This window comes from Arthrobacter oryzae, assembly GCF_030718995.1.
Lineage (GTDB): Bacteria > Actinomycetota > Actinomycetes > Actinomycetales > Micrococcaceae > Arthrobacter > Arthrobacter oryzae_C.
Genome location: NZ_CP132204.1, coordinates 2422136 through 2447625 on the forward strand (window position 1 = coordinate 2422136; position 25490 = coordinate 2447625).

Here is a 25490-nt window from a genome sequence, read left to right on the forward strand (position 1 = left end):
GCAGCACAAGGGAAGCGGTGCAGCGCCGGACCCGTAACCCAATTGTGAGCAAAGCCCGCGGCGATCCTGCGCTAACCCGGAGGCTGGGCGGGTAGCTTCGGTGCACCACTAGATGGAAGGTGTACCGAAATGACGATCACTGACTACTTCTCAGGCGTAGCCATCATGCTTGGATCCCTGATAGCCGCAGCGGGGCTATCAGCCGGGATCATCCGCGCCAGGTCCCACCACTAGGAGTCCAGGCAAGAGGGGACGGTGCTCCACCACTTACCGCCCACAAGGCTGGGCGTAGGGTGGAAGTCGGACGATAGGAGCATTTCATGAAGAAAATCCTCATGGTACTGACCAGCGTTTCCGAGATCGGCGATACCGGAGAGAAGACCGGCTACAACGTGGCCGAGGCGGCGCATCCCTGGAAGGTCTTCAAGGATTCAGGGCATTTCGTCGACTTCGCGTCCGTCCGGGGCGGCCAGCCCCCGCGCGACGAGGTGGACTCAGGCGATCCCATCCAGGTTGCCTTTACGGAGGACGAGACCACGCGCGCCGGTCTCTACAACACTGCCCGCGTCGACGTCGTTGATCCCGAACAGTACGACGCCGTCTACCTCGTGGGAGGCCACGGCACCATGTGGGACTTCCCCGACAGCGAAGGCTTGCAGAACCTCGTAGCCAGCGTCTACAACGCCGGCGGCGTGGTGGGCGCTGTCTGCCACGGGCCGGCCGGACTGCTGAACGTCGAACTGGCCAACGGCTTTCGGCTGGTCGAGGGCAGGAAGGTCGCTGCCTTCACCAACGACGAGGAGGTCGCCGCAGGGAAGGACAAGGTCATCCCGTTCTTCTTGGCAGACCGGCTTGAGGAACAGGGCGCCACGCACGTCTCCGCTGGTGTCTTTGAAGAGAAGGTCGTGGTGGACGACCGGCTGGTGACCGGCCAGAACCCGGCGTCAGCGGCCGGCGTCGCCAAGGAGATGGAGAAGCTCCTGGCAGAGGTCATCCACAAGGAAAAAGCCGAGGAACAGCACGATGCGGAGGCTCTGCGCGCCGAGAAGGACGCCGAGAAGAACGCCAAGAAGGCTGCCGCGGAGGCGGAGCACTAACGCCCGCAGCGGGCCAGCTTCCGGGCAAAGCAGAGGCCCCGGGTTTTCATCGAAGAAAACCCGGGGCCTCGCTCATTGGCGGTGACGGTGGGATTTGAACCCACGTTGGCTTTTACACCAAACAACATTTCGAGTGTTGCACCTTCGGCCGCTCGGACACGTCACCAACCTGAATAGGTTACCGGAGCAAGGCTCGCTTCCCCAAAACGAGGGCGCGCCGGGAACTAATGTCTTCCGCGGACACAGTGCGGGGACTAGATTCGTAAGCAAGATGATCACTTCCCAGCAGCACGCCCAAGCCCGCTCCCAAGCCAAGGCCTATTGGACCGTCGGCCACGAAAAAGGCGAGCTCCGCACCGAGGAGCTGTCCGCGCCGGGTCCCGGCGAAGCCTTGGTCCGTGCCCTGTACTCGGGTATCAGCAAGGGAACCGAGACGGTGGTCCACTGCGGCCACGTGCCGCCCAGGGTCGCGGAGCAAATGCGGGCACCCCTCCAGGAGGGCTCGTTCCCTTCGCCGGTGAAGTTCGGCTACCTGTCCGTGGGAATCGTGGAGGAAGGCCCCGCGGACTGGGTGGGCCGCACGGTGTTCTGCCTGCATCCGCACCAGGACCGCTACATCGTTCCGGTCGAGTCCCTGACGGTGGTCCCGGAGAACGTCCCTGCCCGTCGGGCTGTCCTCACCGGAACCGTGGAAACCGCCGTCAACGCGCTGTGGGAAGCCGGACCGCGCCTGGGCGACCGCGTTGCAGTGGTGGGCGCCGGGCTCGTCGGCGGCATGGTGGCCACCCTTCTGCGGACGTTCCCGCTGCAACGCCTCCAGCTGATCGACGTCGATCCCGCGAAGCGCGCCTTCGCCGACGCCCTTGGCGTCGAGTTCAGCCACCCCGACGACGCCCTCGCCGACTGCGACATCGTCATCCACTGTTCAGCATCCCAGGAAGGGCTCGAACGGAGCCTGCAGCTGGTGGGCGACGAAGGGGACGTCATCGAGATGTCCTGGTACGCCGACCGCAAAGTCACCATCCCGCTGGGGGAGGACTTCCACGCCCGTCGGCTTTCCATCCGCGCCAGTCAGGTGGGCGTGGTGGCCCGAGCCCGCCGCCACCGCCGGACCAACGCCGACCGCCTCGCGCTCGCTGTGTCCCTGCTCAGCGATCCCGTCTACGACACGTTCCTGACGGGGACGTCCCCCTTTGCGGAACTTCCCGCCGTCGTCCACGAACTGGCCGAAGGCCGGCGTGACGCGCTCTGCCACGTCATCGAGTACCCATCCGAAACCGCCGCCGAAGACAAGAGGTAACCGTTGTTCAGCCTGACCGTCCGCCGCCACTTCATGATTGCCCACAGCCTTCCCCGGGAAGCCTTCGGGCCCGCCCAGGGCCTGCACGGGGCCACCTTCGTGGCGGAGGTGACCTTCCGCCGTCGGACGCTGAACGACGACGCCATCGTCCTGGACATCGGCGCCGCCGGTGGGCTCATCGAAGAAGTACTGGCGGGCCTGAACTACAAGAACCTGGACGAGCACCCTGACTTTGCCGGGAAGCTGAGCACCACCGAGGCACTGGCGCAGTACATCGCCGAGGCCGTCGCAGCCAAGGTCCGCGGCGGCGTGGACGGCCGGGAGCTGGCCGGACTGGCTGTCACGCTCCGGGAGAACCCGGACGCCTGGGCGTCGTTCTCCCTTGACTTCGACGCCGAGTAGCGCGGCAGTGCCTGGGTCCGGAGGGGCTAGCCTGGCGGTCCGGCTGATCGTGCCGGGCAATGTGCGGCACAACTCCGGGGGAAATGCGTACAACGCCGCCCTGGCCCGCGGGCTCACCGGACTCGGGGCAGCGGTGGACATCCTCCCCGTTGACGGCCACTGGCCGGTGGGCAGCGGGGAAGAACGACGGCGGCTGGCCGGCGTGCTGCTTGAAGGTGGCCCCGAAGGGGCGGCCGGCGAACCGGTGACCATCGTGGACGGCCTGATTGCGCTGGGTGCGCCGCACGCTTTGGAAGAGGCCGCTGCGGCCGGGAAGCAGGCCTGGATCCTGGTGCACATGACCCTCCCGGAGCACCCGGACCTGGAGGGGCGTGCCCTGGCCGCCGCTGCAGGCGTCATCTGCACAAGTTCGACGGCGGCCGCCGAGCTCCGGTCCCGGCACGGTTCAGCGCCGAACGGTTCAGCCCCGATCCACGTAGCGCTGCCCGGCACCTCTGCCGCTCCACTGGCGGCAGGCTCCAGCCCACCCCACGTGGTGGCCGTGGCAGCCCTGCTGCCGAACAAGGACCAGCTCCTGCTGCTGGAGGCACTCGCCGGGATCAGGGATCTGCGCTGGACCGCCGCTCTGGTGGGTTCCGACTCCGCGGATCCGGCGTACGCGGACGCCGTCCGCGGCGCGATCATCCGGCTGGGGCTGGCAGACCGGGTCTCCGTTCGCGGGGAGCTCACCGGGCAGGCCTTGGAGGCGGAGTGGGACCGCGCGGATCTCAGCCTGCTGATTTCGCGGGCAGAAGCCTACGGAATGGTGGTCACCGAGTCCCTGGCCCGCGGAATCCCGGTGGTGGTGCGGGCCGGCACCGGCGCCGTCGAGGCGCTCGCAGCCGGATCGCCTGGCCGGTCAGAAGCTCCCGACGGCGGTGCAGCTGCCGACGGCGGTGCGGAACGCGCCCTGCCGGGCGCCGCCGTCGTGCTGGGCACGGACCCTGCGCCGCTGGAGGCTGCACTGCGTACCTGCCTTACCGACCCGGAGCTTCGCTCACGCTGGCGCGAAGCGGCCCAGGCCGCACGGAAACGGCTGCCGGGCTGGGACGCCACGGCCAGGATCGTGCTGGACGCCATCGCAGCGGCTAGCTGATCTGCCGGTGTCCAGCGAAGAAATCCCGGAGCAGCGTGGCACACTCCTGCTCACGGACTCCTGCGTAGACCTCCACCCAGTGGTTGAGGCGGCGTTCACGAAGAATGTCGAACACCGAGCCGGCGGCACCCGCTTTCTCGTCCCATGCCCCGAAGACCACCCGAGGAATCCGTGCCAGGACAATGGCTCCGGCGCACATGGCGCAGGGCTCCAGGGTCACCACAAGGGTGCAGTCCGCCAGCCTCCAGCCGTCACCTGGCGTACCGCCCCGGGCACCGATTTCCTGCAGCCGGGCGGCCGCCTCACGGATAGCCACCATTTCGGCGTGCGCGGTGGGGTCGCCGTGCGCCTCCCGTTCGTTCCTCCCGGTTCCCAGGACATCGCCGTCGGGACCGATGACGACGGCGCCGATCGGCACGTCCTCGGTGCCCAGCGCCCGCCGCGCTTCCGCGAGGGCAAGGCCCATCCACTGGGCATGGCGCGGCTCCGGGGAAGTCATGGCTCAATGATAGTTTCGAAGATACGGCAGGCGCAGGCAACGGATGAGCTTGGGAGACGACGTGAAGACCTTTACTGACCACTTCAACGATCGGTGGGGGCGGTGGGTCATGCCTTACGCGGCCCTCTGGATCACCATGCTGGTTGGCGGTGTGATCGTTGTGACCCTGGCGTTCCTGGGCGCCGAGGTCTACGACGACGTGGTGGACGAGGCCGGACTCGCCAACCTCGACAAGCCTGCGCTTGCGCTGTCAGAGGACCTGAGGACCCCGTGGCTGAATTCCGCCGTCACTGCCTTCACCAACGTTGGCGGCGGGATCGGCATGCCGATCGTCGGCAGCGTCCTGACGGCGTGGCTGACGTTCGCCGGACGCACCTGGCGCCCCCTCATCCTGGTGGGCGGTGCAGCGGCTGCTTCGGTCAGCGCCACCACGTTTGGCAAGAAGCTCGTTGGCCGCACCCGCCCCGACCATACAGACGCCGTGCCGCCCTACGAAGATTCGCCGTCGTTCCCCAGCGGGCATACGCTCAACACCACCGTCGTGATCGGGCTGGTGGTCTACCTGGCGTGCCTCCAGATCCAGCGGACCATTGCGCGGGTGTCCATGATCACGGCTGGCTCCCTGTTCATCATTGCCATGGGGCTGAGCAGGGTGTTCCTTGGCCATCACTGGCTGACGGATGTGATCGCCGGGTGGCTCCTTGGCCTCGCCTGGGTGGGCATAGTGATCCTGGCCCACAGGCTCTTCCACCACATCCGGCACCGCGAGCACGCAGGACCGGCGCCGACGTTCGACCACCCGGTACTCCGGGAGGAACCGGGTGCGCACCGCAGCGGGTGATAGTTTTGACGCATGCGCACACTCGTCGTGGACCACCCGCTGGTCGCTCACAAGCTAACCGTTCTGCGGGACAAAAACACCCCCTCCCCGGTCTTCCGGCAACTCACCGAGGAGCTTGTCACGCTCCTTGCCTATGAGGCCACCCGGGACGTCCGCACCGAGCCCGTCACCATCGAAACTCCCGTCAGCACAACAGTGGGCACCGCGTTCACCAAGCCCACGCCGCTGGTGGTTCCCATCCTCCGCGCAGGCCTGGGCATGCTCGAGGGCATGACCAAGCTCGTGCCCACGGCCGAGGTCGGCTTCCTGGGGATGGCCCGTGACGAGGAAACCCTGGACATCATCACCTACGCCGAGCGCCTCCCCGAGGACCTCACGGACCGGCAGATCTTCGTCCTGGACCCTATGCTCGCCACCGGCGGCACGCTGCGCGAAGCCATCAAGTTCCTCTTTAAGCGGGGCGCCTCGGACGTGACGTGCATCTGCCTCCTGGCCGCACCCGAGGGACTGGCCAAGCTTGAGGAAGAGCTCTCCGAGGCCAACGTGACCATCGTCCTGGCGTCCATTGACGAGAAGCTCAACGAGAAGTCCTATATCGTGCCCGGGCTCGGCGACGCCGGAGACCGCCTTTACGGCATCGCCGGCTAGTTTCCGGCTGACGCCGCCGGACGTCGCCGGCTGACGTCGCCGCCGGAGGCGGGCGCCTCTTCCCGTTTCCGGCGGCCGCAGCTAGCCTGTGGCCCATGGACTGGAAACTTGAACTGGTGTTCGTCCCGGTGTCCGATGTGGACCGGGCCAAGGATTTTTACGTCAACAAGGTGGGCTTCAACGCCGACTTCGACGAACGTCCCATGGATGGCATCCGCTTCGTCCAGCTGACCCCACCCGGCTCGGCCTGTTCCATCGCCATTGGCGAGGGCCTCAGTGATGCTCCTCCTGGCACTGCCCCCAACCTCCAGATGGTGGTGGGGGACATCCGGGCGGCGCACCAACAGCTGAAGGAAAACGGAGTGGACGTCAGCGACATCGACATCCAGGACTGGGGACACTTCGTCTACTTCGCCGATCCCGACGGCAACAAGTGGGCAGTCCAGTACCTGCCCAACCGCCCGAACGGCTAAGTCACACAATCCTCCGCCGCCGCCAGGTGGGGGAGGATGGAAGGCATGAGCTTTCATCCCGACGCCACCGCCCCGGCCGCCCGCGCATCATCCGCCGCCACCCTGACCGCGCGCGCAGTACTGTTCGACATGGACGGAACGCTGGTTGATTCCACGGCGATTGTGGAGCAGGTGTGGGGCGAATTCGCGGCCCGGTACGGCCTGGATATCGCCGAGATCCTCCGTACCTCGCACGGTGTCCAGGCCGGGGATACGGTGCGGCGGTTTGCGCCTCCAGGCACTGACGTTGTGGCCTTGACCGCCGAACTCGGCGCCATGGAGCGGGTTCGCACCGAAGGAATCGTCGCCCTGCCCGGCGCCGCTGAACTGCTGCGCAGCCTCCCGGTGGATGCCGTGGCGCTGGTGACTTCAGCGGACCGGATCCTGGCGGATATCCGGATGGGTGCCGCGGGCCTGGCCATGCCGGCCACCGCCGTCACGGCCGACCTTGTCACCCGGGGCAAGCCGCACCCGGAAGGCTACCTCCGTGCCGCCGAACTGCTCGGCGTGGACCCGGCCGATGCTGTGGTTTTTGAGGACGCTCCCGCAGGGATTGCCGCCGGACTTGCCGCCGGGATCCGGACCGTTGCCATCGGGACCAACACCGGTCCGTTGCCGGACGGCGTTCTGCACCTGCCCGATTACTCCGCGGTGTCCGTGGCAGTGGACGTGGACGACGCCGGAGCCAGGGCGATCCGCTTCCGGTTCTGACGGCTAAACGGCTCTTCGGTGGTCCGGCTCTGCTTGGTCAAGTACTCTCAGGAGGGACGGATGACTCTATCTTGGGGGGATAGGATGACCGAGATTCCAATTGACGGCGCCCGGGGCACCGTGGAACTGCGACACGGCGTTTTACATGTGCGGTGGATTCCAGACCTGGCCATCTGCGAGGAAGCGGCTGTGGCCGTCATGTCGGCCGTCAACGAGCTGAGCCGCGGGCGTTCGTTTCCGATGCTGGTGGACATGGCTGCGACGGCGTCCATGAGCCGCGGTGCCCGGCGTGTTTTTGCCCGTCCCAGTTCGGTGGCAAAGGTGGCGCTCCTCGGAGCATCCCCGGTGGACCGCACAATCGCCAACTTCTTCCTCGGTATTCACGCTCCTGCGGCTCCGACGCGGTACTTCACCTGTGCGAAGGAAGCCATGGGTTGGCTTAAGGAGGCTTAGGCGCTAAAACCAGCGATGGTGTTCACCGGGCCAGTCCCGAGCGAAGCGCTGCTACGGGAATGCGGCCGCCGGCCAGGTTCCGGGTGAGGCGGACGATGCCGCGCAGGTCGGCGAGGGCCGTCTGCACGAGATCCACGCCGGCGTCGGCAGCGCTTGCCCAGTCCACAGGGACCTCGTGCACACGGAGTCCGCATCGTTCGGCAAGGACAAGGAGTTCGGTGTCGAAGAACCACTCATCGTCCGCAGTGTAGGGAAGAATGTGCCGGCCAAGATCTGCGCGGATGGCCTTGAAACCGCATTGCGCATCGCTGAAACGTGCTCCCATCAGCACATACAGGAGAAGGTTGTAGCTGCGGGAAATGAACGCCCGCCAGCGTCCGCGGACCACCCGGGACGTCCGCGCCAGCCGGGTTCCAGCCGCCACATCCGAATGTCCGGAAAGCAGCGGAGCCACCAGCGGAGCGAGCGCGGCGAGGTCGGTGGAAAGATTCACGTCCATGTAGGCCAGCACGGGGGAAGGCGAGTCCAGCCACACAGTGCGCAGGGCGTTTCCCCGGCCCCTGGCGGACAGCCGGACAACCGCGACTTCACGGAGTTCCCGAGCCACACGCTCGGCGGCTTGGAGGGTGCCGTCGGTGCTGGCATTGTCCGCCACGGTAATCCGGAAGGGGTACGGAAAAGTGGCGAGCAGGTAGGCGTGCAGCCGCCTCAACGACGGCTCCACATCCTGTTGCTCGTTGAACACCGGGATGACCACATCCAGGACCGGGATGTCGGTTCCTGCTGCTGCCATGGCCCGTGTGTCAACAGGGGAACGGCGGATGGATCCCGGTCCGGGAAGCATCGGTGCCCTTTCGTGCGAGGCATCGACGGCGGCCCGCGGGTGCGGGCGCGGCAGGGTTCCCGTGGCCTGGTGTGTGAGCGTCATGGTTCAACAATGGGGCCGCTGCATTTGAAGGATTTAGGCCAAAGCTGTGCACCTGCTGTGGAGTTGCCGGAGGCCCCGAATCCGCATGGATTCGAGGCCTCCGGTAAAACGGGACAAGCCGGCTGGCTTAGTACCAGTTGTTGGCGTAGTGGAAGTTCAGGGCATCGCAGGGGGAACCGTACCGTTCCTTAACGTAGTTCAGGCCCCAGTTGATCTGCGTGCGGAAGTTGGTGCGGTAGTCCGCTCCGGCACTGGCCATCTTTTCGGCCGGCAGGGACTGGACAACGCCGTACGCGCCGCTGCTGGGATTGGTCGCCGTGGTCTTCCAGTCGGATTCCTTGGTCCACAGCGTGACCAGGCACTGCATCTGGTCGGCAGCCCAGCCGTAGCTTCCGAGCTGCGAAGCGGCATATGCCTGGGCCGCCGCGGGGTCGTCAACTGCAACGGGCGGTGCAGGGGCAGGGGCAGGCGCGGGTTCGGGAGCCGGTGCAGGGGCAGGCGCAGGTGCGGCTGCCTCCGGTGCGGCCTCAGGAGCCTCCTGCTCTGCCGTCTTTTCCTCTGACGATTGCGGAGTCACGCTGACGGAGGCCGGGGCTGGCATGGCGGATACCAGGATTTTTTCGAATGCGAGCTTCGACTCGATATCGGCCGAGGTTGATGCGCTTTCAGCACCTGAGGCCGATGTTGAGGGCGCTGTGGGCTCGGAAGCCTGGCCGGCGGCGCCGACACCAATCAGCACGGCGCAGGCCGTGGCCACTACTGCGGCCCGGCGGCCGGACCCCTGCAGGCCGGCGGTGAACCGGGACGGCGGGGATGCCTTGGTAGCCGGTTCGGCGCGGTGGCGTGACCGTGCCGCAGGCGCTGCAGCGTTGGCGGAGTTTGTATCAGGGCATACTTCTGGCGTGGATTCAGTCATGGTTGCCTCTCGATGCCGGCGGAGTTAGCTGTCGGGTTCGGATGAGGTCACACCCGGCCGCACGGAACTTCACGTGTCGGCTTCACCCCAAGGGCTGCTGCTGCAGCATGCCCGGAGACCTGGGTCCCCCGCCTCTGCCTGATCATGAGGAAATCCGGGTAGCGGCAGAGTTTGGCGTCCATCCGGATATGCGGCCCGAACGATGGCCGCACCCTAAAAACCGTACAGGAGATCGGCGCTTAAGTCACATTTCGGTAACGAGGATCACGTGTGCGGCGCGTTGACTTGCGCTGGAACTGACTGCGCAGCGCTGCCGGCGCGGGGCTAGGCTGCCGCAGGTTCGCCAGGGAGGCGCAACGCGAATTCCGTACGGCCCGGGCGGGAGTTCACCTCCACGGTGCCGCCGTGTGCCTCCACGATCGACTGCACAATCGACAGTCCAAGTCCGCTGGTTCCCTCGGCGGCCGCGGCCCCGCCAACACCAGGTGCCGATGCGGCTCCGGCCGGGCTGGTGCGCGCGGCGTCCGCCCGGGCAAACCTGGCGAAGACCCGGTCCACGAATTCCGGCGGGATCCCCGCCCCGTTATCCGTCACGGTCAGCACGGCACTGCCGTCGGCCGACCTCATCACCCCGGTGACCACCGTGGTTCCAGGGTCCGTGTGCTTGCGGGCGTTGGATAGGAGGTTGGCCAGCACCTGATGCAGCTGTTTGGCGTCCCCGCGGACCACCACGGGCTCATCGGGCAGTTCGAGCTGCCAGATGCGGTCCGGTGCCATGACCTTCTCGTCGCTGACAGTTTCCACCGCCAGCTGCGTCAGGTCCACATCGCTGATCTTGAGCGGCTGGCCTTCATCCAGCCGGGCCAGGAGCAGGAGGTCCTCCACCAGTGTGGTCATCCGTTCGGACTGGCTCTGCACCCTGGCGAGGGACTTCTTGCCGTCCGGGGTGAAGTCCTCGGTCATCCGCATGAGTTCCGTGTAGCCGCGGATGGCGGTGAGCGGCGTGCGCAGTTCGTGCGATGCGTCGGCCACGAACTGGCGCACCTTGGTCTCGCTCTGCTGCCGTGCCTCCAGGGCTTTGGCGACGTTGTCCAGCATGAGGTTCAGCGCGTGGCCCACGCTGCCCACTTCAGTTCCGGGATGGGCGTTCGACGGCGGCACGCGCACCGCAAGTGCCACCTCGCCGGCGTCGAGCGGCAGCTGGGAAACCTGCGTGGCCACTTCGGACAGCTGTTCGAGCGGTTTCATGGTCCGGCGGATCAGCACCGTTCCTGCCATGCCGATCAGGACCAGCCCGCCGAGGGAAACGAACACAAAGGTCCACACCAGTGAGCTGAGCGTGTTCTGCTTTTCGGCGAGGGGGAGGCCGGTGACGATCACATCTCCATACGGGGCTTCCACCGCCACCAGGCGGTAGGACCCGGTGGACAGGGTCCGGTCAACGGGCACTCCGTCGTGTTCGAGCGCCAACAGGACCTGGTCATCCGCGGGGGACAGGGATGCGCGGGTAGCGTCACTGGCCAGGAAGCCGGAACTGCTGACGTTCCCGTCATCGATGCGGGCGAACAGGGTGCCGATCCCCTGGCCCCGTGCATCCAGGGGATCGGGCCTGTTGCTGGGGTTGCCCTGCGGCGGACGGCCGAAATCACTGGACCGCCGGGATGCCTCCGTGAGCTGCTTGTCCAGCTGCTGCGTCAGGAACGAATCCATGGAGGCGTAGCTGAAGAGACCCACCGCCCCGCAAATGGCAACAAGCAGTGCCATGGCCACCAGGACCAGGCGGGTGCGCAGGTGCCAGGTCGAAGGATCAAGCCAGCGGCGGCGGTCGCGGCGGATTTCACCCGAGAGGGTGGGCACCGCTCAATCCGCCGGTTTGATGACGTAGCCCGCGCCGCGGACAGTGTGGATCATCGGCGGGTGCGTGGCATCCACCTTCTTGCGCAGGTAGGAAATGTAGAGTTCCACGATGTTCGCCTGGCCGCCGAAGTCGTAGTCCCACACGCGGTCAAGGATCTGGGCCTTGCTGACCACGCGCTTGGGGTTTTCCATCAGGTAGCGGAGGAGTTCGAACTGAGTGGCCGTGAGCTGCAGTTCCTCCCCGGCCCGGGTGACTTCGCGGGTGTCGATATTGAGCACGAGGTCGCCCACCACCAGTTCAGCGGTGTCCATGGCGGCCGCTCCGGAACGCTGGACCAGCCGGTGCAGGCGGAGGAGCACTTCTTCCATGCTGAAGGGCTTGGTGACATAGTCGTCCCCGCCGGCGGCCAGGCCGAGGATGCGGTCCTGGACGGCGTCCTTCGCAGTCAGGAAGAGCGCAGGCACCTCCGGCGCGAAGGCGCGGATCCTGGTGAGCAGCTCAACGCCGTCGAACCCGGGGAGCATCACATCCAGCACCAGGACATCCGGGCGGAACTCCTTGGCCAGTTTCACAGCTTCGGGGCCGTCCCCTGCGACAGCAACGGACCAGCCTGCCATGCGCAGGCCCATGCTCATGAGCTCGGAGAGGCTGGGTTCGTCGTCAACCACCAGGGCGCGGATGGGGGAGCCGTCCGGATGAGTGAGCTGGGGAAGGTTGTTAGTCATGGAGTGCGAAGTGGCCATGGGACAACTCTCCGATCTGCGGTTTAGCCGGCGCTATGGGGATCCTGTGGGCCAGCTGTGAATCCCAGCCTAGCGAGCTGGACGCACCCGCGGGCCCCCTTCCCGGCCGGTTCGGCTGCACTGGACTCGGATGTGGCGGTGAGCAATCAGCAGCAAAGGCGCCAGCAGGCTGGCGGAGCCTCCGCCAGCACCCTGACCGTGGCTGACATCGTGAGCGGCGCCAAGGTAAGAATCGTGGCCTCGAAGGACGCCGAGAGCTTCCCGGCCGAGTCCGTCCGGCTGGTGGCTGCGACGCTGACGGGCCAGTCCAACTGAGCCGGCCGGGCCGCGGGAGTGGAAATTTTTCCGTGAAGTCCGGACGGGGGCTGGACATGTGCCATAAGCGGGTACCGGCATTTCAGCAATACCCTTGCCGCTGAATTTTTGCCTTGGAAAACGGCAGCTGGGGAAAGAATATTCGGCAATGAGGAAATTCTGATCGATCGTTCTGAAAAACACCTGTTATTTTATTGGCATTTGAGAATCGTGATTTGAGCCACAATGCGGGATTTCGTCTCACGATGCGGACGATAGCGTCCATTGTTACTTGCAAGTTTTCATTGTTACGTTGCACACTTCAATTGTGAACAAGAACTCAACAGCACCTGCAGCCGCAGAATCCTGGACCAGCCCACCTGCTGGCGAAGACATGCGCTGTTGTCGAATGCACGCCTAACTTTCCTACCCCGAGAAGTTTTTAGGCATTCGCCCTTAGCCCAGCGTCGGGCGCCCCTCCCCAGATCTCATTGCGGGGAAAGACAGCATTCGAGCCGCGATGACGGCCATTCACATTGAGGTAAGCATTCCATGTCAGTTGCATCTGGATACGTCCACATCTCCGTCCGAAACGCCAACAAAGGCGGCCAGCCGTCCGGTCTCCGGCAGGGATTCGGTGCCCGCCCGGCGTTTGCTCCGGCAGCTCCCGGCAACAGCTTCCCTGCGCCCGGCTACGCGCCGCAGGGCTACAACCCGAACTCCTACGGCCAGCTCCGTGCCGTTCCCGCCGCCGAGTCCGCACCGCAGACGGAGCCCACCCCCGTGATTGCACCGGCCAACGGCAGCGCCGTCCGCCCCGTGGCGAACGAAAATGTTGCCCGTGGATTTGTCCTCTACATGGGCATTGACGAGGAAACCGCAGCAGCAGCCGGTACCTCCATTGCCAAGCTCGCCCAGGAAATCCGCGCTTACGCACAGTCCCTCGTCTCCGGCGCGGAGAGCTACGCTGCCGTGGCGGTTGCCCCTGCCAGCGCCCCGGGTACCGCGCTCGACGTCGTGCGGTCCACCTTCGGCGACCCCACCGTCAACTCCCGCCAGCGCACCGAAACCGCCCGCCTGCCCCAGCCGCAGGATCCCCGGCCGTCGGGCGTCCTCATCGACCTGGCCCGCCGCGAAGTGCACCTCGACGGCGAATCCCTGAACCTCACGTTCAAGGAGTTCGAACTCCTCAACTACCTCGTGGAAAACGGCACCCGTACCGTAGGCCGCGACGAACTGCTCGAAGGTCTGTGGCGCAACGCCGAAGAGGTTCCTAACGAGCGCACCATCGACGTCCACATCCGCCGCCTCCGCTCCAAGCTGGGCCGCCTCGCCAACACCGTCCGTACGGTCCGCGGCCAGGGGTACCGGTTCTACGAGCACCCGGAGGTTGTGGTCTGGGCCGCTCCGGAATACTCGATCTAGTCTTAGCTCCGCGTAAAAGCGCCCGTTCCCTTTCTTGGGGACGGGCGCTTTCGCTTTCGCAGCACGATCCCTCGGGGGTATGTGCCTCCGGCTTAGTTCCTATGGCCCTGTTGGCTCCATGTGGGGCGGCGTAGGCTCTGAGCGTCCATCCGACGATCAGGAGGAGCTATGTCTGTTGCACGTATTACCACCCTGAGTGCTAACTCGAAGACCTCGTTCGATGCTGCCATCAAAGAGGGGATTGACCGGGCCAATAAGACGTTGCGAAACGTCACCGGGGCGTGGGTCAAGGAACAGAAGATCGAAATCGCGGACGGCGCCGTCGTCGCCTGGCACGTCGTGCTGGAAGTGACCTTCGTGCTGGACGACTGACCCCGGTGCAGGGCGGCCGTGGCCCGGTGGCCAGGGCCGCCGCACTAGGATTGGTGCATGAGCGAGCATCACATCAGGCGGCTGGTCCTCATGCGGCACTCCAAGGCCGATTGGCCCGGGGGCGTGCCGGACCACGAGCGGCCGCTGGAAGAGCGCGGCCACCGCGAGGCGCCCCTCGCCGGCAAATGGCTGCGCAAACACGGAGTCGTTCCAGACTTCATTCTCTGTTCCAGCGCGCTCCGGACCCGGCAGACGTGCACGTGGGTGTGCGCGGAACTGGGCGACCAGGCCCCGACGCCGAAACTCGAGGACGGCCTCTACGGCGCGTCCGCGCTGCGCATGCTGACGGTGATCAACCACGTCCCGGACACCGTGACCACACTGATGGTGATTTCCCATATGCCCGGAGTGCAGGACCTTGCCATGCACCTGGCGTCACGCGATTCCAACCACGATGCCTACATGGACGCCGCCACAAGGTTTCCCACCAGCGGCCTGACCGTGCTGGAAACCGAAAAGACCTGGGCTGAGCTGGACGGCCAGGACGCCCGGCTCACGCACTTCAAGGTGCCGCGGGCGCACTAACGGCTTTCCCGCCGTCTTCATGGTCAGCGCGGGGTTTGTGATGTTTACTGGAGATATTCGTCGGCGGCCCAGGTTAGAAGGAGATCATCGTGGACTCAGGACAGCTTGTGGGGATCATTATCGGCGTTGTTGTGGTGGTTGCGATCATCGCAGCGGTGCTGTTCTTCAACCGGCGGCGAAAAGTGGAGGCGGACAGGAAGCGCGCCGCGGAAATGCGTGAAAAAGCCAAGGCAGACGAGCTTGGAGCTCGGGACCGCGAGGCCAAAGCCGCCCGTGCCGAGGCCGATGCCAAGCAGGCCGAGGTTGAGGCGGAACGGCTGCGCCGGGACGCCCGTGAGAAGCAAGCGGAAGCCGAACGCGTGCGGGCTGCGTCGCAGGAGCAGCTCCGCAAAGCCGATGAGGTTGATCCGGACGTCGTCACCGCCGACCGGCGCGACGTCGACGACCGCCATGACGCCGAGCGTGACACAGTCCGGCGCGACGCCGACCTGCACCACGCCGACCACCACCACGCCGAGCATGACGCCGACAGGCGCGTTGAGACTGCTCCTGCCCAGCCGCTGACGCGTGCAGAAGCCGGAACCCGCGGCCGCGGGGACAACGTTCCGGCCGCCGCTGCCCCCGGGACAGCTGAAACCCGCACTCCTGAAGCACACATCCCTGAACCCCACACCCCTGAAACCCGCACCGCACAACCGGGCACGACGGAACCGGGCACACCCCGGCAGCAGGACGACGCCGGCCGTGCCGCCTCCGAACGCACCGATGCTGAACACACAGCTGCTGAACGCACCGCTTCCGAACGCGAGGCTGCTGAGCGTGCTGCTGCCCAGCGCGACGCCGCCAAGCGTGACGCCGGTCCTGATCGCGGGGCGGACGGGGCTCCCGGAGAGCGCCCGCGGAACCTCTGAGCCAGCGTCCTCTGACGCGCAAGCCCTGAACCGGCAGCCCGGAGCGTGAACCTTCGCCATTCCGCCCTTGCGGTCCTCGTGGCCGTCCTGTGGGGCGCCAACTTCGTTGCGATCGACCTTGGCCTGCACGCCAACGGCACCGAAGTGCCGCCGATGCTCTTTGTCGCTATGCGCTTCGTGCTGGTGGTCTTCCCCTGGATCTTCTTCATCCGCAGGCCCGATGTCAGCTGGCGGGCCATCCTCGGTGTCGGCCTCTTCATGAGCGCCGGACAATTCGGCCTCCTCTACCTGGCCATGGCTCTGGGCATGCCCGCAGGGCTTGCCTCGCTGGTCCTGCAGGCGCAAGTGCTGCTGACCGTTCTGCTGGCGGCCGGAATCCTTGGCGAGCGTCCTAGCGGCAGGCAATTCGCCGGCGTCGTCCTCGGGGTGGCCGGACTCGCGGTGGTAGCGGTCGGCCGCAGCATGGTGGCGCCGGTCCTCCCCCTGATCATCGTCCTGGCGGCGGCGCTGTCCTGGGCTGCAGGAAATATCGTGGCCCGGCAGGCGAAGGCTTCCTCCGGACTGGGGCTGGTGGTGTGGTCGGGAGCCGTGGTTCCGCTGCCGCTCATCGGCCTGTCACTGCTGATCGACGGGCCGGCTGCCGTGGGCTCCACTCTGGCGGGACTGGAACTGGTGACCATCCTCAGCGCCATCTACACGGCCGTTCTCGGTTCGCTGGTGGGCTACGGAATCTGGAACTGGCTCCTGGGCATCTACCCCTCATCCGCGGTGGTCCCCTTTACGCTGCTTGTCCCGGTGGTAGGCATGACGACGGCGTGGCTGGTCCTGGGCGAGGTCCCTTCAGCGGCCGAGGTTGCCGGCGGACTCCTGCTGCTTGCCGGCGTGGCCATCGCCGTTCTCCGGCCCGGCAGTCAGGGCGCCACCCCTGGCCAGCGACGGTGGCATGCTCAACGCCGCGATGTGGCCTTTGCTGGCGACTTGGGCGACGGTTTGGGCGCAGACTTAGGCGCAGCGGACTTGGGAACAGGCCGGGCCGCACGCGCGGCGGGGGCCTTGGCCGTGGACGACGCCGATGCGGGCCGCTTGGCAGGGGCCCGGACGGCACCTGACGCGGACGCCGGAACCCGCCCGTAGGTGGTCCCCGCAGCCGCGCGGGAGCCCGGCCGGGCAACCGGCCGCCGGGCGGCGGTTCCGGGGCTGCGCCGTCCGGATCGGGTGCGTCCTGCCTGGCTCCGTCCGGATCGGAGCCGCTTACCGGCCGGCCACACAGCGCCCGCGAACAGAACCAGGAGCGTCCCCGCCCCGGTGACCGCAGCGAGGTAGAAGTAGATGTCCGAGTCCTGGGTGGTTACAGCCGCTCCCAGCGCATCCGGCGCCGCGGTGAAAGCCAGACCCCACATACGCAGGAACGCGATGGCGAAGCCGATGAACAGGCTGGTGCCGATGCCGCCCGTCAGCAGGGCAAGGTGGCGTCCCCGTGCCACCACCTGGATGACGCAGGCAAGGTAGCCCACGGCCACCGCCCCGAGGAACGTGAACAGCACGGCCTCTTCGAGCGTTATCGCGGTCAGCACCAGGAGCCCCGCGGCGGCACAGGCCGCTGCGATGGCTATCCGTCCGCTGTTACCCATGTGGCGCATGTGACTTATCTTCCCCGATGCGGGCTACTTCCGGACGTAGCCACGCATGATTGCCATAATGGCCGCGACGCTTTGTTCGCGGGTGCGTTCAGGGTTGTAGGTCTGGCGGTCCAGTCCCACCACGAAGCACGCGCCGAAGATGGCAGTCTCCAGGCTGCCCCGGGAGATGGACTCGTCGACGGGGTACCGGGCGGCCACGTCCTCGATGGCGGCGCCGATAACCTCCAGCAGGCGGCTCCGGAGCTCCGCGAAGGTATCCTGCCATTCACTGGGAATCCGCCAGTTCTCGCTGACCCAGAGCCTGGCAAACGACGGATATTCGGCCATGAAGTCCATCGCCTGGCCGATCATCGCGTCCATGGCGTGCAAAGGATCGGCGGAAGGATCCTGCACGCTCACCAGACGGGCGTGGAGGATGTCCACGCCATGGCGCAGCAGTTGGGCGATCAAATCGGACTTGCTGCCGAAGTTGTAATACACCGTCCCTTTCGAGACGCCTGCTGCGGCCGCGATCTCGTCCACGGTGACGCCGGCCGCTCCGCGTTGGCCAATCAGCTCCATGGAGGCATCGAACAGCTTCTGCTTCGTGGCATTGGTCCGGGCCGGCCGGAGCTTCTTTTCGCCGGCCTCCTGCATGCTCATACGGCGATCTCCGGTTTCAGGGACTTCAAGGTCCAGAACTTGTGCTTGTGGACGGCCAGCGTTGACAGCGCGGCCCCCAGCACAGTGTAGCCAAGCAGGCCCGCCACGGTGGGCAGGATCATGGACAGGTCCGCGCCGTAGATCAGGTGGCGCATGCCGGTCACCACGTAACCCATGGGGAGGACCTCGTGCACCACGTGCAGGGGCTGGGGCGTCGTCTGCCACGGGAACGTGCCGCCGGAAGAAACCAGCTGGAGCACCAGCAGGATCAGCACCACCAGCTTCCCCGGGGAACCGAGCAAGGCAACGATGCCCTGGATGATGGCACTGAACGCCATTGCCGCCGCCAGCATGAACAGCCACATCAGCACCGGGTGGGCGGGGTTGAGGCCGAGCGCCAGGTCCACCACCAGGGTGAGCAGGCTCGCCTGGATGACGGAGACGGCCAGGAAAGGCAGCCAGCCGCCGAGCGCGATCTTCCAAGCCGGCGCGTTGGAGGCCAGTGCCCGCTGGGTGACGGGCCGCATGGCCTGGATCAGCATGAAGATGCCGATCCAGAGCGCCAGGGTCAGGAAGAAGGGTGCCAGGCCTGCCCCGTAGGACCCGGCCTTCGCCTGTGAGACGTTGCTGACGGCCACGGGATCGGCCATGACCTGTGACAGGCTGCTCTTCTGGGCGTCATCCGGATGAGGCACCTGGCCGGCGCCCTTCGCCAGTTCGGAGGCCAGGGTGGCCGCTCCGGAAGCAGCCGTTGCGGCGCCGTCCTCAAGCTGCGCCGCACCGCCGTCGAGCGTCTTGGCTCCTTCGGCCAGCTTCGCGGTGCCGTCAACGGCGCTTTGCTCGCCCGCGGCCAAGGCGGAGGACCCGGTGCGGAGCTGGTCAGCGCCCGAGGACGCCTGGGAGATGGCGCCGGTCAGGGCGGGCGTGGCCGCCGCCAGCTTGGCCGCGCCGTCGCTCACGGCGGCCGAGCCGTCCGCCAGTTGCTGGATCTGCGCCGCGTCGGACTGAAGCTTGGCCTTGGCGTCGGCCACGGGGCCGGAGGCCGCCGCTGTGTCGAAGTCCGCCAGGATGCTGTCCGCCTGCGCCTGGGTGATGATCCCGGCGGCCATCAGCCTGCCGTTGGACTCCACCACCCGGTTGCGCAGGCCTTGGTCCGCCGCGTCCAATTGCCCGACGACGTCCTGCACCTTCGTGTTCAGCGTCGCGTTCCCGGCGGCCACCTGGGCGGCGCCTGCTGCCAGCTTTTGCGAATCGGCCGGCAGGGAAGCAGTCTTGTCCTCGAGCTGGCCGAGCCCGTCGCTGAGCCGCGCCGCACCGGCATCCAGCTGGCTGGCGCCGTCGCGCAGCTTGACCTGCCCCGCGTAGAGCTCGCCGGCGCCGGTGCTCAGCTGCGCGGTGCCGCCATGCAGGGTCACCGTGCCGTCATGGAGCTTGCTGACGCCGTCGGACAGCTGCCCGGCGCCGTCGGCCGCCTTGGCCATCCGGGTATGGATCGTGCCGAAACCGGTGAGCAGCTGGTTCGCGGTTTCCTGGCCCACTTCCTTGGCCACGCTTGAGTGGACGGCAGTGGTCAGCTTGTCCACGATAGTGCTCAGCAGGTAGTTGTTGGCGTCGTTCGTGGTCACGTTCAGCATGGCTTGGCTGGCGGCGTCGAAGCTGCCCGGGGAGACGAGGTTGGCGGAGAAATCCTTGGGGATCTTCAGGGCGAAGGCGTACTTTCCGCTGCTCACCCCCTGATCCGCCTCGTCGGCTGAGTCCACGGACTGCCAGTTGAACACGTGCCCGTCAATCAGGCTGTCCGCAACGTCCCGTCCGGCCTGCAGCCGCGCTCCGTCGCCGGAGGTGGCGCCCGTATCCTCCACCACCAGGGCGGCGTCGATCTGGTCCAGGTTGCTGTACGGATCCCAGTTGGCGTAGAGGTACACCGCGCCGTAGAGCAGCGGGACCATGGTCAGGGCAAGGATGGTCAGCTTGGGCAGCAGCCCGCCGGTCATGCGCTTGAGTTCGGAGCGGGCCAGCCGCAGCACAGTCACTTGGCATCCTCTGTTTCGGTTTCGGGGGTGGAGTTTTTGTCCACATCAAGGGACTCGGAGGCCGTTTTGCCCACGTTATCTGGACAAAAACTCCCGGGTGCGGGGGAGCGGGGAACGGCGTTGCCGATCACCGCGGCGGTGCCCGTCCAGTCGTCCGGGAGGGCAGCAACGGTGGCGACGACGGCGAGGGGCCGGCCGCCGTCGTACGCCAGTTCCTCGAGCCGCGGCAGCCAGTCCGCGGGATCCGCGCTGTGCCGGTCGGGGGAGTCCACCACGAGGAGGTCCGTGTGCGGGTTGGCGAGTGCCAGGGCTGTGAGCAGTTCGATGCGCCGGGCCGGGGCAAGCTGCTCGGTCCACAGGCCGGCGATGTCCTCGAACCGGTTGACCTTGAGCCACGGTTTGCTGGGCAGGGCGCCGCGGTAGCGCCGGGGGATCAGGGCGAGGTCTTCTGTCACGAGGTCCCGCACGCTCAGGTGCTGTTCGGGCTCATTGACCCCCGGGGCGTCCACGAGGGAACTGGCCAGCCGGAGGCCCCTGGTCTTCGGCAGGCCGTCCCAGAGGAGCTCGCCGGACGACGGTTTCATCCGGCCGCTGACGGTGAGCGCCAGCGCAGTCCGATGGTCCTGGCGGGCGCCGGAAACCAGCACAAGCTCGCCGCGCCGTGCCTGGAACGACGTGGGCGGGAGCAAATCATCCCGCCGGCCTTTCACATGAAGCTGTCGAACCGAGAGCATGGAAGCCTTTCGCAGTGGGTACTGCGTCAAGGCTAACTAAACTGACTGGTCAGTTCAAATAGATTGGAGTCGATGTGATCAACCAGTCAGGCCGAACGGGCACTTGAGGCCCCGAATCCGCGAGCGGCCTCAAGTGTCCGTTCGCGCTGTGCTTAGAGGCCGTACTCCTCGAGCAGGCGCAGCCACACCTCGCTGACGGTGGGGTAGGAGGGAACGGCATGCCACAGCCGGTCCAAGGGCACTTGGCCCACCACGGCAATGGTGGCGGCGTGGAGGAGCTCGGCCACATCCGGCCCGGCGAAGGTGGCGCCGAGAAGCACCTTCCTGTCCTCGTCCACCACCAGCTGGGCCCAGCCCTCATAGTGTTCGGAATGCAGTGACGACCCTGCCACGCTGATAGGGAGTTCCACGGAGGAGGCGTTGTAGCCGTCCTTTTCTGCCTGCTGGACGGACCTGCCCACGCTCGCCAGCTCGGGATCCGTGAACACCACGTTGGGCACGGCGTGGTCGTTGGCTGTCTGCGCGAAGCGGCTCCACGGCTCCGGCGTCCCGTGCAGCTCACCCTTGGCACGCGCCGCGATGGCATCTCCGGTGGCGCGCGCCGAGTACTTGCCCTGGTGCGTCAGCATGACCTTGCCAGCGGCGTCTCCCACGGCGTAGAGCCAGCCGCCGTTCCCGCCGTTCTCCCCGTCGATGCCTTCCACCAGGCCGGTGGTGTCCGTACGAAGCGGCGGCACCGGGCCGTCGCCCGTTCCGAGTCCCACTGTTTCAAGGCCCAATCCGCCAAGTGCGGGACGGCGGCCGGTGGCCACGAGGAGCCGTTCGGCCCGGACGGTCCCGCCGTCGGCCAGCTCGACGGCGAATGAACCGTCCCCATTCCGGCTGACCCGCTGCGTGCCGGAGTTGAGGCGGACGTCCACGCCGTCAGCCCGGAGGCCGGCCAACACCAGGTTCGCGGCATCCTCCGGGTACATGCTGAGCAGCCCGCGGCGGGCCACGAGCGTCACGGCCGAGCCCAGCCGGGCGAATGCCTGCGCCAGCTCGGTACCGGCCACACCGCCGCCGAGGACCGCCAGGCTCCCCGGTACGCTGCGTGCGGAGGTGGCCTCCCGGGTGGTCCAGTAGTCGAGCCCCGCCAGGCCGTCGACCGGCGGCACAGCGGGGGCCGAACCGGTTGACAGCACGACGGCGTGCCGCGCCGTGAGCTGGTAGCTGACCCCGTCCAGCCCGGCTACTTCGACCGCCCGCGGGCCGCTCAGCCGGCCACGGCCGCGGATCAGTTCGATCCCGGTGTCCTCCACCCATTTGACCTGGCCGTCGTCCTGCCAGTTGGACGTGAAGTAGTCGCGGCGCTTCAGGACAGCGGAGGCATCCAGGGTGCGGGTGACCGCTTCCCCGGCGCCGGGGACCGTCTGTGCGCCGTGGAGGGCAGTACCGGGGCGCAACAGTGCCTTGGACGGCATGCAGGCCCAGTAGGAGCATTCGCCCCCCACGAGCTCCGCTTCGACAAGAACCGCGGTCAGGCCGCCCTGGACCACGCGGTCCGCGACATTTTCCCCCACGGCTCCGGCACCGATCACAATGACATCGAATTCGCGTTCAACTCTGGCCGTCATGGCACCAGACTACGCCCGGCGCCGCGCCGGCAAACGCGTCCTGTTGTGCGGGGGAGCTTAACAGAAGGTGGGACATCCAATATTGTTGCTGTGACCCACTCCTCGCGCAGTGGCTCAGGACACTTGGTTAGGGGAACCCATGAGTACATCCGGCATAGCTTCACAGGCGCGGTTCAGTGCACAGGCCCGGCTCCGCGCGCTTCAGTCGGACATTATGGACCTCATCCTGGAGCGTGAGCTTGATGCGGGTGATCCGCTTCCCACCGAAAACGAACTGGCCGCGGCACTGGGCGTGGGACGCAATACCCTGCGTGAATCCCTCAAGGTCCTTCAGGCGCTCGGCGTTGTGGAAATCCGGCACGGATTCGGCATGTTTGTGGCGCCCAGCAACTTTGATGCACTGGCGGACGGCATGACGTTCCGCGGCAGGCTGTCGCTGCGCCACAAGGGCGATGAGGCCCTGGAGTTGGTGGATGTCCGGCAGGCGCTGGAATCGGGCCTGATCGGCGGGGCCATGGACTCGATGACTTCCAGCCAGCTGGCAGCAGTTGAGGAGTCCGTGGTCCGCATGGAGGAACTGGCAGCCGCAGGGCAGACGTTTGTGGAAGCGGACGCGGAGTTTCACCGGCGGTTGTTCGAACCGCTCAACAACGCACTGCTGGTCAGCCTGCTCGCCGTTTTCTGGAAGGTGTACCGGCAGATCAACGTGGAGGTCGGCGCTGGCGCCGAGGACCTTACCGAGACGGCGGCTGTGCATCGCGGGATCTTTGAAGCAGTGGCCGGCGGGGATAAGGCCCTCGCTGCTGAACGGCTCAACCGCCATTTCGACGGCATTCGTCATCGCATCTACGAAGTAATAGGGAAGTAGCCCGCGTGTGCGCGGTCCGCAACAAACTGAAACAAAAAAGATCCGCACCGGCGAACCGGTGCGGATCCTTTTCTATTGTGCGCCCAAAGGGATTCGAACCCCTGACCTTCTGTTCCGTAGACAGACGCTCTATCCAGCTGAGCTATGGGCGCATTCTCGGCTCCGGGAGTTTTTCGTTCACCCCCGAACCTCGAATTACTTTACGCGAGTTGGCGCGGAGTTCCAAATCGAACGGCATGTAATCTAGCCGACTAGACCGGTCTATGTGACCTTACTCACAAAAAGGGTCATTTTGGGGTCTCCAGTTCCTTGATTTTCCGCGGTTTTTGGTTTTCCGGCCTCGGGACATCCCATGTCTGACCCGAAATTTGCAGTGGTCTAGAGCCCTAGCATTTAGGACACACCACTGAACCCGAGGAAGGGAACCGCAATGGGCGATCTCGCACGACTGCCGCTGCTTGAGAAAGCACCCACCACACATGCTGGCCTGCTGGCATGGGTCGAAGAGGTTGCAGAACTTACCCAGCCGGACCGGATCCACTGGGTTGACGGTACGGAAGAGGAATACACCCGGCTCACGGACGAACTGGTCGACGCCGGAACTCTGACCAGGCTGAACCCGGAACTGTTCCCTAACTCGTTCGCCGCATTCTCCGATCCCGCCGACGTGGCCCGTGTCGAGGAGCAGACCTTCATCTGCTCCGAGAACGAGCGCGATGCCGGCTTCACCAACAACTGGATGGCACCGGCCGAGATGAAGCAGAAGCTTCGCGGCCTGTTTGCCGGCTCCATGCGTGGCCGCACCATGTACGTCATCCCGTTCGTCATGGGCCACCTTGACGCGGAAGACCCCAAGTTCGGCGTCGAGATCACCGACAGCGCCTACGTTGTAGCTTCCATGCGCATCATGGCCAACATCGGCACTGCAGTGCTGGACAAGATCACCGCATCGAATGCCTTCTTCGTTCCCGCCCTGCACTCCCTCGGCGCTCCGCTCGCTCCGGGCCAGGCGGACGTCGCATGGCCGTGCAACCCGGACAAGTGGATTGTCCACTTCCCGGAAGAGCGTTCCATCTGGTCCTTCGGCTCCGGCTACGGCGGAAACGCCCTCCTGGGCAAGAAGTGCTACGCCCTGCGCATCGCCTCCGTGATGGCCCGCGACGAGGGCTGGCTTGCCGAGCACATGCTCATCCTCAAGCTCACGTCGCCGGAGAAGAAGTCGTACTACATGTCCGCGGCCTTCCCCTCCGCCTGCGGCAAGACCAACCTCGCACTGCTGGACCCGACCATCGAAGGCTGGGAAGTCGAAACCCTCGGTGACGACATCACCTGGATGCGGATCGGCAAGGAAGGCGAACTGCGCGCCACCAACCCGGAGGCCGGCCTGTTCGGTGTTGCCCCGGGCACCGGCTGGGGAACCAACCCCAACGCCATGCGCGCCATCGCCAAGGGCCACAGCATCTTCACCAACGTCGCCCTCACGGACGACGGCGGGGTGTGGTGGGAAGGCATGACCGAGGACGTTCCGGCGCACCTTACCGACTGGGAGGGCAACTCCTGGACTCCTGATTCGGACAAGCCTGCCGCCCACCCGAACTCCCGCTTCTGCACGCCGATCTCGCAGATCGACATGCTGGCCGAGGAGTACTACAGCCCCGAAGGTGTGGAGCTTTCCGCCATCCTCTTCGGCGGCCGCCGCAAGACCACGGTTCCCCTGGTGACCCAGGCCCGTAGCTGGACCAACGGCATTTTCATGGGCTCCACGCTCTCCTCCGAGACCACGGCCGCAGCTGCCGGCCAGGTCGGCAGGCTTCGCCGCGACCCGATGGCCATGCTCCCGTTCATCGGCTACGACGCCGGCGACTACCTGAAGCACTGGATCAGCGTCTCAGGCAAGGCCAACCCGGAGCGCCTGCCGCATATCTTCCTGGTCAACTGGTTCCGCCGCACCGCCGACGGCGACTTCGCCTGGCCCGGCTTCGGCGACAACGCCCGTGTGCTCAAGTGGGCCATAGAGCGTCTCGAAGGCAAGGCCGACGCCGTGGAGACCCCGATCGGCTTCGTGCCGACAGGCGACTCGCTGGACCTCACCGGCCTGGATCTCACCCACGCCCACGTGGAAGACGCCGTCCGCGTGGACCGCGAGGAGTGGGACGCCGAGCTGGCCTCCATCGAAGAGTGGTACGCCAAGTTCGGAGACTCCCTGCCGGAGGCCCTGCGCGCCGAGCTCGAAGCCCTGAAGGAGCGCATGGCTGACCACTAGCAGTCAGCCGCAGCGAACAGCTATAACGACGGCGGCGCCGCACCTTTCCGGAAAAAGGTGCGGC

Annotated in this window: 26 protein-coding genes, 2 tRNA genes and 1 riboswitch; of the genes, 17 read left to right on the plus strand and 11 right to left on the minus strand. The window is 66.3% G+C overall.

Annotation, left to right across the window (positions count from 1 at the left end; genetic code table 11):
- Nucleotides 1-320 precede the first annotated feature (320 nt).
- The gene (locus Q8Z05_RS11175) at nucleotides 321-1097 is read left to right on the plus strand and encodes a type 1 glutamine amidotransferase domain-containing protein (RefSeq protein WP_305939722.1); all 777 of its coding nucleotides are present in this window, start codon (nucleotides 321-323) and stop codon (nucleotides 1095-1097) included.
- A gap of 76 nt (nucleotides 1098-1173) precedes the next feature.
- On the opposite strand, the gene Q8Z05_RS11180 is transcribed toward Q8Z05_RS11175, so the two are convergent.
- Nucleotides 1174-1263 (minus strand) — tRNA-Ser (locus tag Q8Z05_RS11180).
- Between the two features lie 105 nt (nucleotides 1264-1368).
- Here Q8Z05_RS11180 and Q8Z05_RS11185 point away from each other — a divergent pair.
- Genes Q8Z05_RS11185 through Q8Z05_RS11195 form a run of 3 tightly spaced genes read left to right on the plus strand, consistent with a single transcriptional unit; the run spans nucleotide 1369 to nucleotide 3934 of the window.
- Complete coding sequence (locus Q8Z05_RS11185; protein ID WP_305939723.1) at nucleotides 1369-2397, plus strand: zinc-dependent alcohol dehydrogenase; 1029 nt, start codon at nucleotides 1369-1371, stop codon at nucleotides 2395-2397.
- Between the two features lie 3 nt (nucleotides 2398-2400).
- On the plus strand, nucleotides 2401-2799 hold the full coding sequence (locus Q8Z05_RS11190; protein ID WP_305939724.1) for a 6-pyruvoyl trahydropterin synthase family protein: 399 nt from the start codon (nucleotides 2401-2403) through the stop codon (nucleotides 2797-2799).
- A gap of 7 nt (nucleotides 2800-2806) precedes the next feature.
- Nucleotides 2807-3934 carry a glycosyltransferase family 4 protein gene (locus tag Q8Z05_RS11195; RefSeq protein WP_305939725.1) on the plus strand — a complete coding sequence of 376 codons (1128 nt, stop codon included), beginning with the start codon at nucleotides 2807-2809 and terminating at the stop codon, nucleotides 3932-3934.
- Here the strand turns inward: Q8Z05_RS11195 and tadA are convergent.
- Entirely contained in the window at nucleotides 3927-4433 is a 507-nt protein-coding gene (tadA, locus tag Q8Z05_RS11200) for a tRNA adenosine(34) deaminase TadA (protein WP_305939726.1), read from the minus strand. The genes Q8Z05_RS11195 and tadA overlap by 8 nt on opposite strands.
- A 109-nt stretch (nucleotides 4434-4542) precedes the next feature.
- Between tadA and Q8Z05_RS11205 the strand changes: the two genes are divergently transcribed.
- From Q8Z05_RS11205 to Q8Z05_RS11225, 5 genes are all read left to right on the plus strand, one after another.
- Nucleotides 4543-5274: a phosphatase PAP2 family protein gene (locus tag Q8Z05_RS11205; protein ID WP_305943541.1), complete on the plus strand. Its 732-nt coding sequence runs from the start codon at nucleotides 4543-4545 to the stop codon at nucleotides 5272-5274.
- A 12-nt stretch (nucleotides 5275-5286) separates the two neighbouring features.
- Nucleotides 5287-5922 (plus strand): uracil phosphoribosyltransferase, encoded by a 636-nt coding sequence (gene upp / locus Q8Z05_RS11210; protein ID WP_018774274.1) that lies wholly within the window; start codon nucleotides 5287-5289, stop codon nucleotides 5920-5922.
- A 95-nt stretch (nucleotides 5923-6017) separates the two neighbouring features.
- Nucleotides 6018-6395 carry a VOC family protein gene (locus Q8Z05_RS11215; RefSeq protein ID WP_305939727.1) on the plus strand — a complete coding sequence of 126 codons (378 nt, stop codon included), beginning with the start codon at nucleotides 6018-6020 and terminating at the stop codon, nucleotides 6393-6395.
- A gap of 45 nt (nucleotides 6396-6440) precedes the next feature.
- Nucleotides 6441-7145, plus strand: a complete 705-nt coding sequence (locus Q8Z05_RS11220; RefSeq protein ID WP_305939728.1) for an HAD-IA family hydrolase — start codon at nucleotides 6441-6443, stop codon at nucleotides 7143-7145.
- 84 nt (nucleotides 7146-7229) lie between these two features.
- On the plus strand, nucleotides 7230-7598 hold the full coding sequence (locus Q8Z05_RS11225; RefSeq protein ID WP_305939729.1) for a DUF7793 family protein: 369 nt from the start codon (nucleotides 7230-7232) through the stop codon (nucleotides 7596-7598).
- A gap of 22 nt (nucleotides 7599-7620) precedes the next feature.
- Here Q8Z05_RS11225 and Q8Z05_RS11230 read toward each other — a convergent pair whose 3' ends face one another.
- From Q8Z05_RS11230 to Q8Z05_RS11245, 4 genes are all read right to left on the minus strand, one after another.
- A complete protein-coding gene (locus tag Q8Z05_RS11230; RefSeq protein ID WP_371745854.1) occupies nucleotides 7621-8526 on the minus strand; it encodes a glycosyltransferase in 906 nt (301 codons plus the stop codon).
- A 127-nt stretch (nucleotides 8527-8653) separates the two neighbouring features.
- Complete coding sequence (locus tag Q8Z05_RS11235; RefSeq protein WP_305939730.1) at nucleotides 8654-9442, minus strand: hypothetical protein; 789 nt, start codon at nucleotides 9440-9442, stop codon at nucleotides 8654-8656.
- Nucleotides 9442-9619: riboswitch (cyclic di-AMP (ydaO/yuaA leader) on the minus strand. It overlaps the preceding gene by 1 nt.
- 147 nt (nucleotides 9620-9766) lie before the next feature.
- On the minus strand, nucleotides 9767-11299 hold the full coding sequence (locus Q8Z05_RS11240; protein WP_305939731.1) for a HAMP domain-containing sensor histidine kinase: 1533 nt from the start codon (nucleotides 11297-11299) through the stop codon (nucleotides 9767-9769).
- 3 nt (nucleotides 11300-11302) lie between these two features.
- Nucleotides 11303-12043 carry a response regulator transcription factor gene (locus tag Q8Z05_RS11245; protein ID WP_305939732.1) on the minus strand — a complete coding sequence of 247 codons (741 nt, stop codon included), beginning with the start codon at nucleotides 12041-12043 and terminating at the stop codon, nucleotides 11303-11305.
- Nucleotides 12044-12181: 138 nt separating this feature from the next.
- Here Q8Z05_RS11245 and Q8Z05_RS11250 point away from each other — a divergent pair, with 138 nt between their 5' ends.
- From Q8Z05_RS11250 to Q8Z05_RS11275, 6 genes are all read left to right on the plus strand, one after another.
- Nucleotides 12182-12358: a hypothetical protein gene (locus Q8Z05_RS11250; RefSeq protein ID WP_305939733.1), complete on the plus strand. Its 177-nt coding sequence runs from the start codon at nucleotides 12182-12184 to the stop codon at nucleotides 12356-12358.
- 531 nt (nucleotides 12359-12889) lie between these two features.
- Nucleotides 12890-13762, plus strand: a complete 873-nt coding sequence (locus tag Q8Z05_RS11255) for a winged helix-turn-helix domain-containing protein (RefSeq protein WP_305939734.1) — start codon at nucleotides 12890-12892, stop codon at nucleotides 13760-13762.
- A 168-nt stretch (nucleotides 13763-13930) separates the two neighbouring features.
- Nucleotides 13931-14134 carry a dodecin family protein gene (locus Q8Z05_RS11260; RefSeq protein ID WP_305939735.1) on the plus strand — a complete coding sequence of 68 codons (204 nt, stop codon included), beginning with the start codon at nucleotides 13931-13933 and terminating at the stop codon, nucleotides 14132-14134.
- Between the two features lie 57 nt (nucleotides 14135-14191).
- The gene (locus Q8Z05_RS11265) at nucleotides 14192-14719 is read left to right on the plus strand and encodes a SixA phosphatase family protein (RefSeq protein WP_305939736.1); all 528 of its coding nucleotides are present in this window, start codon (nucleotides 14192-14194) and stop codon (nucleotides 14717-14719) included.
- 89 nt (nucleotides 14720-14808) lie between these two features.
- Complete coding sequence (locus Q8Z05_RS11270; RefSeq protein WP_305939737.1) at nucleotides 14809-15630, plus strand: hypothetical protein; 822 nt, start codon at nucleotides 14809-14811, stop codon at nucleotides 15628-15630.
- A 45-nt stretch (nucleotides 15631-15675) separates the two neighbouring features.
- The gene (locus Q8Z05_RS11275; protein ID WP_305939738.1) at nucleotides 15676-16764 is read left to right on the plus strand and encodes an EamA family transporter; all 1089 of its coding nucleotides are present in this window, start codon (nucleotides 15676-15678) and stop codon (nucleotides 16762-16764) included.
- A 530-nt stretch (nucleotides 16765-17294) separates the two neighbouring features.
- On the opposite strand, the gene Q8Z05_RS11280 is transcribed toward Q8Z05_RS11275, so the two are convergent.
- The 4 genes from Q8Z05_RS11280 to Q8Z05_RS11295 all read right to left on the minus strand — a co-directional run bounded on the left by Q8Z05_RS11280 (nucleotide 17295) and on the right by Q8Z05_RS11295 (nucleotide 22295).
- Nucleotides 17295-17912 carry a TetR/AcrR family transcriptional regulator gene (locus Q8Z05_RS11280; RefSeq protein ID WP_305939739.1) on the minus strand — a complete coding sequence of 206 codons (618 nt, stop codon included), beginning with the start codon at nucleotides 17910-17912 and terminating at the stop codon, nucleotides 17295-17297.
- On the minus strand, nucleotides 17909-19945 hold the full coding sequence (locus Q8Z05_RS11285; protein ID WP_305939740.1) for a YhgE/Pip family protein: 2037 nt from the start codon (nucleotides 19943-19945) through the stop codon (nucleotides 17909-17911). Before Q8Z05_RS11285 ends, Q8Z05_RS11280 begins: the two co-directional genes overlap by 4 nt.
- Entirely contained in the window at nucleotides 19942-20679 is a 738-nt protein-coding gene (locus tag Q8Z05_RS11290) for an ABC transporter ATP-binding protein (protein ID WP_305939741.1), read from the minus strand. Before Q8Z05_RS11290 ends, Q8Z05_RS11285 begins: the two co-directional genes overlap by 4 nt.
- Nucleotides 20680-20831: 152 nt before the next feature.
- Nucleotides 20832-22295: a dihydrolipoyl dehydrogenase family protein gene (locus tag Q8Z05_RS11295; protein WP_305939742.1), complete on the minus strand. Its 1464-nt coding sequence runs from the start codon at nucleotides 22293-22295 to the stop codon at nucleotides 20832-20834.
- Between the two features lie 139 nt (nucleotides 22296-22434).
- Here Q8Z05_RS11295 and Q8Z05_RS11300 point away from each other — a divergent pair, with 139 nt between their 5' ends.
- Complete coding sequence (locus Q8Z05_RS11300) at nucleotides 22435-23163, plus strand: FadR/GntR family transcriptional regulator (protein ID WP_305939743.1); 729 nt, start codon at nucleotides 22435-22437, stop codon at nucleotides 23161-23163.
- A gap of 78 nt (nucleotides 23164-23241) precedes the next feature.
- Here Q8Z05_RS11300 and Q8Z05_RS11305 read toward each other — a convergent pair.
- Nucleotides 23242-23315 (minus strand) — tRNA-Arg (locus Q8Z05_RS11305).
- A gap of 278 nt (nucleotides 23316-23593) precedes the next feature.
- On the opposite strand from Q8Z05_RS11305, the gene Q8Z05_RS11310 reads away from it, so the two are divergent.
- Complete coding sequence (locus Q8Z05_RS11310; protein WP_305939744.1) at nucleotides 23594-25426, plus strand: phosphoenolpyruvate carboxykinase (GTP); 1833 nt, start codon at nucleotides 23594-23596, stop codon at nucleotides 25424-25426.
- Nucleotides 25427-25490: the final 64 nt, after the last annotated feature.